Origin of the sequence: Paenibacillus sp. S-12, from assembly GCF_030363895.1 — a bacterium.
GTDB lineage: Bacteria > Bacillota > Bacilli > Paenibacillales > Paenibacillaceae > Paenibacillus_B > Paenibacillus_B alvei.
This window is the reverse complement of sequence record NZ_JASIUF010000013.1, coordinates 208,553-214,839: the sequence shown is the minus strand read 5'-3', so window position 1 is coordinate 214,839 and position 6,287 is coordinate 208,553. Positions and strand designations below refer to the sequence as shown.

At 45.7% G+C, this 6,287-nt stretch carries 6 protein-coding genes; 4 read left to right on the top strand and 2 right to left on the bottom strand.

Annotation, left to right across the window (positions count from 1 at the left end; translation table 11 throughout):
* Positions 1 to 91: 91 nt before the first annotated feature.
* Positions 92 to 607 carry an HPP family protein gene (locus NO352_RS13535; RefSeq protein WP_289355883.1) on the bottom strand — a complete coding sequence of 172 codons (516 nt, stop codon included), beginning with the start codon at positions 605 to 607 and terminating at the stop codon, positions 92 to 94.
* Positions 608 to 812: 205 nt separating this feature from the next.
* Here NO352_RS13535 and NO352_RS13530 point away from each other — a divergent pair, with 205 nt between their 5' ends.
* Positions 813 to 1,706, top strand: a complete 894-nt coding sequence (locus NO352_RS13530) for a LysR family transcriptional regulator (RefSeq protein ID WP_051135114.1) — start codon at positions 813 to 815, stop codon at positions 1,704 to 1,706.
* 31 nt (positions 1,707 to 1,737) lie between these two features.
* Here NO352_RS13530 and NO352_RS13525 read toward each other — a convergent pair whose 3' ends face one another.
* Positions 1,738 to 2,580 (bottom strand): DeoR/GlpR family DNA-binding transcription regulator, encoded by an 843-nt coding sequence (locus NO352_RS13525; protein ID WP_005546563.1) that lies wholly within the window; start codon positions 2,578 to 2,580, stop codon positions 1,738 to 1,740.
* 236 nt (positions 2,581 to 2,816) lie between these two features.
* On the opposite strand from NO352_RS13525, the gene NO352_RS13520 reads away from it, so the two are divergent.
* The 3 genes from NO352_RS13520 (at position 2,817) to NO352_RS13510 (ending at position 6,226) form a co-directional block, all read left to right on the top strand.
* Entirely contained in the window at positions 2,817 to 4,067 is a 1,251-nt protein-coding gene (locus NO352_RS13520; protein WP_289355882.1) for a metallophosphoesterase, read from the top strand.
* Between the two features lie 262 nt (positions 4,068 to 4,329).
* Positions 4,330 to 5,298 carry an ABC transporter permease gene (locus tag NO352_RS13515; RefSeq protein ID WP_171414479.1) on the top strand — a complete coding sequence of 323 codons (969 nt, stop codon included), beginning with the start codon at positions 4,330 to 4,332 and terminating at the stop codon, positions 5,296 to 5,298.
* A gap of 31 nt (positions 5,299 to 5,329) precedes the next feature.
* Entirely contained in the window at positions 5,330 to 6,226 is an 897-nt protein-coding gene (locus tag NO352_RS13510) for a carbohydrate ABC transporter permease (RefSeq protein WP_005546570.1), read from the top strand.
* The last annotated feature ends 61 nt before the right edge of the window (positions 6,227 to 6,287 follow it).

Sequence of the window (6,287 nt, the reverse complement as noted above, 5' to 3'; positions counted from 1 at the left end):
GCGTCTTTAGGCGCAGTTTGGCAACAGGGGGTTATACCCCAAGTGCAAACCACCCGTTGGACGGGTGGTTTTGATTGCATAATGGCTTGATTTAGAGCCATCGCTTCGGATAATGAAATCCGCGTGCACGATGGTAAGCCCAAGCTGCCAGCACCAAGATTACAGCTCCGATTCCTACGGGGAGCAGCAGAAATGACCACGAAGCACCCGTCATCATCATAAGCAGCGGATCTGCGCCCGCAGGCGGGTGAACGGTATGCGTCCACTGCATCAGGATTATGGCAAGACCGACAGCAAGCGCTAAGCTCCACGGATGCACGCCACAACTTGAGCCAATGATAAATCCGACGAGGGAACTGATGAGATGTCCGCCCACGACATTGCGCGGCTGTGCTAGCGGACTGTCCGGCAATGCGAAGAGAATGACACAGGATGCTCCAAATGGTGCCATCAGATAGGGCCAATTGCTCCATTTTTCAAGGACAGCCAGCAGCAATATGGCTAAAGCTCCACCGATTCCTGCGGTAAAATACATTTTTATGCTCATGAAATAGTTACGATTATAATCTGATCGATTCGATGTTTGTTTTACAGTTGATTGATCCATACAGCAACATCCTTCCTCGGTTCTTGTTAGGACGCGCGCTTCCAAACTACTTCTGCATCGATGTCTGAAAACTATTGTATAATGAATACAGGTATTTGTAATACGAATAATTTCGATATAATATATCGGAAAATGAAATATCTAATATACAATCGAAATTGCATGGATACGATCAAATTGGAATTGACTAAAAGAAGGAGTAAATATGATGCTGGATAAATTAGATGGGCGCCAGATTGCAACGGTATGGGCAGTTGCACAAGCGAGGAACATCAGTCAAGCTGCCGAGCAGCTTGGTTATGTGCAGTCCACTGTGACCTCACACGTTCAGTCGGTAGAGAAAATAGTAGGACATGCCTTATTTCATCGTTTGCCCCGCGGTGTGGAATTGACAGAGGCCGGAGCTATATTCATGAAGTACATGGAGCGTTGGCAGCAGCTTAATTCAGAACTAAGAGAAGAATTGCTGGAAGGACATCAGCTTGTAGGGGAGGTTGCAATAAGTATATTGGAATCGTTTTGCACGACGAGAATGCCGGCAATGCTAAAATCTATATTTCGGAAGCACCCTGGCATTAAGCTTCAGCTGATTCCAGGTTTCATGGATGATACATGCCATCGGGTGCTTAAAGGGGAGTGCGAGCTTGGAATTGTGCCTTGCCGACCGCAGATGGAAGGGGTGGAGTTCGTACCTCTTGTTCGAGAGCGTATGGTATGGGTAGTTTCAATGGATATGCGATCGCAATGGGATAAGCAAGGGTGGGAAGCGTTTGAGACGGTCAGGGTAATTGGGTTTGGGCCGCAATGCGCATATCAGACTATGGCATTCGAACTGTTGCAGGAGCGCGGGCTCAACCCGATTCAATACAGTACCTTCCACAGCATAGAGATGATGAAGCAGACGATTAAGCTTGGTTTGGGAATGGCACTGCTTCCATACAGCGCAGTGTGGGAGGAGGTAGAGCAAGGGGATTTGGAATGCCTGCCGTTACGGGAGCAATATTTGACGCATGGGCTTATATGGAAACAGGGGGATGATTTATCCCCCGCAGCGATTACCATACGTGACATACTGGTCAATCGTTTCATGATGGACTAATAGGCTAGGGCAAATCAAGTATGTATGGATACTATGATAGTGGCAAAGGTTTTTTGTCCTCTTTTTTGCTGCGACAAGCAGCAGCATATTGCTTGTTAGGGTCGCACTCATCATCGATAGCGATGGATTGAGTCGACAGCTCTTCCTTCCATTGGGCAGGCAATGGACAATTGGTAACGAGCATTTGGAAGCTGGATAAATCAGCGATTTTGATTAAACCGATTTTCTCGCATTTCGTTATATCTGCAACTAGTATCGTTTGTTTCGCATGCTGGAGCATAATTTTGCGCATTTCGGCTTCATCCTCATTGGCATCGGTTACTCCATGCTTCAGATCGATGCCGGAGCAGGAAAGAAAGGCTTTGTCGGCAGTGTATCGGGAAAGAGATTTGGCAGCAGCGTGGCCAGAATAGGATAGCGAGCGGCGACGAAGCGTGCCGCCTGTGCTGATTAATCTGATATCCTCGGCATCCGCCAGCTCCATGAGGACGTTAAGCGAGTTCGTGATGACGGTCAATTGTTTATGTGTTTTTATGATCTTGGCAATGTGAAGTGAAGTTGTACTGGAGTCGAGCATAATCGTATCCCCGTTACGGATAAGTTTAGCGCATTTTGTTCCGATCCACTTCTTCTCCGATAAATAACAGTCCTCGCGCACCCATACAGGGACCTCGGAGCTAACGGAAGTCTCTGCTAAAAAAGCCCCCCCATGCGTTCTAAGCAGGAGCCCTTCCTTCTCCATGCGACCCAGGTCTCTTCGCACTGTCTCTTCGGTTACTCGAAACTGCTTGCTGAGCTCTGCGACGAGGACTCTGCCGTCTTTGTACAGGTGCTGCATGATGCGTTTTCGGCGTTCAATGGCTAACAATGGCATTCACACATCCTTACGATATGGTTGACAATGGTGGCATCTTCTTTATGTAGAACTATATTATAGCGAAATATGGTATTTTTGACGAGTTAAGATAGCTTAACATTTTACAAAATAATTGAACCTCCAATTCTTGCTGGTCATCTAGCGAAAAAGGGAATAGACTAAGGGAGAGTTATCCATTCTTTATGTCGTTCGAATCGATTACATGGAATGAATAGGACAAGGGAGATGATCGAATGATGTCAGCACAGACACAGCCTACACTCGTTTTTCCCGTAATTAGTGACGTACATATCGACCCATCTGGTGAAGAAAGTGTTGTTAAGTTCGAACGTGCGATGTTGCAGTTGAATGCGAGGGCGCCTCATCAGGATGCATTCGTGATCGTAGGTGACTTGACAAACAACGGACTAGAAGAAGAATATGATCGCAATATGGAGGTTTTTTACAAGCACAAACTTCCAGAAGCAAAGCCGCTCATTGCGATTGGCAACCACGACTATTGGAATGGACTTCCGATCGAGGAGGCGCAGGCACGCTTTCTAGCGAAAACGGAAATGCCTTCATTATATTTTCATGAGGTGATAAAGGGCTATCATTTCATCGTGTTGGCGACGGAGGACAAAGTTACATCAGGATACTTTTCGTTGGAACAAATTGCATGGCTTCGCGAACAGCTGCAAATGGCTGCAGCAGATTCATCAGATCGGCCCATTTTTGTATTCTTGCACCAACACTTGAAGGACACGGTTTACGGCAGTGAGGATTGGGGCATCTTGGACAACATTGAACCTCTGATGGAGGCATTGCGCCCCTATCCGCAGGTGATCACATTCTCTGGACATTCTCACTATCCGCTTCAAGATCCGCGCAGCATCCATCAGAAGGATTTTACTTCCGTTGGAACAGCCTCGCTAAGCTATATGGAAGTGGAGCATGGCAAGCTGCAGGGAAACTTGCCGTTAAGGGGCGAGTATTTCAGTCAAGGCTGCCTTGTTGAGGTGTATGAGGATCGCGTTGCTATTCATAGGCTTGATTTCGTGTATGAACGGGAGCTTGGAGATACATGGGTCGTACCTCAGCCGGCCTCTCGATCTTCCTTCATCTATACCAATATTCGAGATGCAGAAGCACCGACCTTCCCGCCGCATGCGGTTCTTCTTGTAGAAGCAGACTGTACAACATCGAATTCGACCGTCATTATTTTCGATCAAGCGATAGATAATGAGCTTGTACATTCTTATCGAATTTCATTTAAGCCTCATGCAGCAGATGCAGCTGTCGAGTATTTTGCATACTCTGAGTATTATAAGTACCCTGTTCCCGAAAAGCTTCGTCTTGAGATTCCAGGGTTGGAACCAGATCGTGAGTACTTGATTACCGTGCAGGCGATCGATGCTTTCGGGAATGTGAGCGAGCAAATGCTGCAAGGCAGCTGCCGCACATGTCCTGCAGAAGCATTGACGGATAGAGTTCGGACAAACTAAGTCCTTGCTTTTGTAAGCAACGAAACGGTTTATCCATAGGGAGTGTCCTTCGCAAGGAATTGCGTTAGGTCACTCTTTTTTTACTTCAAGGTGAAAAAACATGGAAAAGTATCAATAATCGTTGCTTTGTCATATATTCGTGAAAGCGCTCTTCTTATACAATTGATGGTAATCAGACAGGAGATAAGAACAGGATCGCGCTTGCTTCAAATTTAATCGCTTTGCATTCCGGGACAAACATGATACTAGGAGGGATTCATGAATGGCGAAAACATCCGATGCGACGGAACCATCAGTGGGCTTGAGTCTCGATAAGCATCAGAAAAGTGCCTTTAAGCGCTTTTTTATGCAAATAGATATTCAACTAATGGTACTGCCTGCACTTGCGCTAATCTTTATCTTTTCATACATTCCAATGTATGGTGTGCTCATTGCGTTTCAAGATTACAAGATGGGCTCTAACTTATTGAATAATAATTGGGTTGGGTTGAAGCACTTTATTTACTTCTTCAACGCACCTGAGTTCTACCCTGTCATGCGCAATACGATTATTATCAGCTTTTTGAAGTTCATCTTCGGCTTCCCTGCGCCAATCATTCTTGCTCTTATGTTAAATGAGGTGCGCAAGATAGCGTTCAAGCGCATCATTCAGACGGTTACTTATCTGCCTCACTTCCTGTCTTGGGTCGTAATCGGATCGATGGTTACGTCCATGCTCTCGGTTGATAATGGAAGCGTGAACATGCTGCTGGAAAAGCTGAGGTTCATTGATGAGCCAATCAACTTCCTGTCGATGACGGAATATTTCTGGACAATTCTCGTCACAACGAATGTATGGAAGGAAATCGGCTTTGCTTCGATTGTGTACTTGGCAGCCATTGCGGGTATTGATCCGCATCTGTATGAAGCGGCCGCTATTGATGGTGCGAGCCGACTTAAACAGATTTATTTAATTACACTCCCATGTATTATGCCGGTTGTTATTATCTTTATGATCCTGGCTATTGGCAATCTGATGAATGCAGGCTTTGAGGATATTATGATTTTGGCTTCTAACCCGGCCCTACGGGAAGTGTCAGATTCACTTGATGTCTATGTCGTACGTGTCGGTATCGATAATTACAGGTACTCCTATGCAACGGCAATTGGTCTGTTCAAGGCTCTCGTAAGTGTTACGCTGCTGACATTTGCCAACTTTATCGCAAGAAGAACAGGCAATAGCTTATGGTGATGAATGACTCTATTAGGGGAGGACGTAATCGATGATTCGTGATAGCTTAGCAGACCGAATTTTAACGGTTTTCATCTATGTATTTCTTATCCTGCTGGCCTTTTCAGCTTTTTATCCGTTCTGGAACTCGCTTGTTATATCCTTCAATGACGGAATGGATACATCTAAGGGCGGAATTACATTTTGGCCGCGCCAGTTCTCTCTGGAGAACTATAGAATTGTGTTCGAAGATGCAAGACTTATGAATGGATTCGTCGTTGCGGCACTGCGCACGGTGATCGGTACAGTATCTGCCATATTGTGTACCTCGATTTTTGCGTACGGCATGTCAAAGCGTGAACTGATGGGTCGCAAATATTACATGATCATGTGTATTATCACGATGTATTTCGGTGGCGGGTTAATCCCGACTTACATGCTTATTCGTGGGCTTGGATTGTTCAACTCTTTCTGGGTATTCATCATTCCTGCGCTGATTAGTGTATGGAACATGATTATATTCCGCACCTTCTTCCAGGGGCTTCCGCAAGGTCTTGAGGAATCTGCGAAGATTGATGGCTGCGGGAACTGGGGCACTTATTTCCGAATTGTACTGCCGCTATCGGGACCGGTAGTCGCGACATTGGCATTGTTCACCGCAGTTGCGCACTGGAATGAATGGTTCGTAGCGAGCATTTATATCATGGACGAGAATTTGATGCCGATCCAAACGGTACTAAGACAGATTCTATTTTCCAATATTGCTTCCGAGCAAATTTCTAATCTGGATTCTAGCTCATTAGCGCGCCTCAATGCAGCAAAGAGCATTACATCCAAATCGTTGACGATGGCGACGATTATGGTAGCAACGATTCCAATTGTATGTGTGTACCCGTTCCTGCAGAAGTATTTTGTTAAGGGTGTATTGGTTGGTTCGCTTAAGGAATAGTCGGATCCGCTCTGATGTCATCCGCGTTTAGAGCATTCACTGCTTTAAACATAGATTAGAA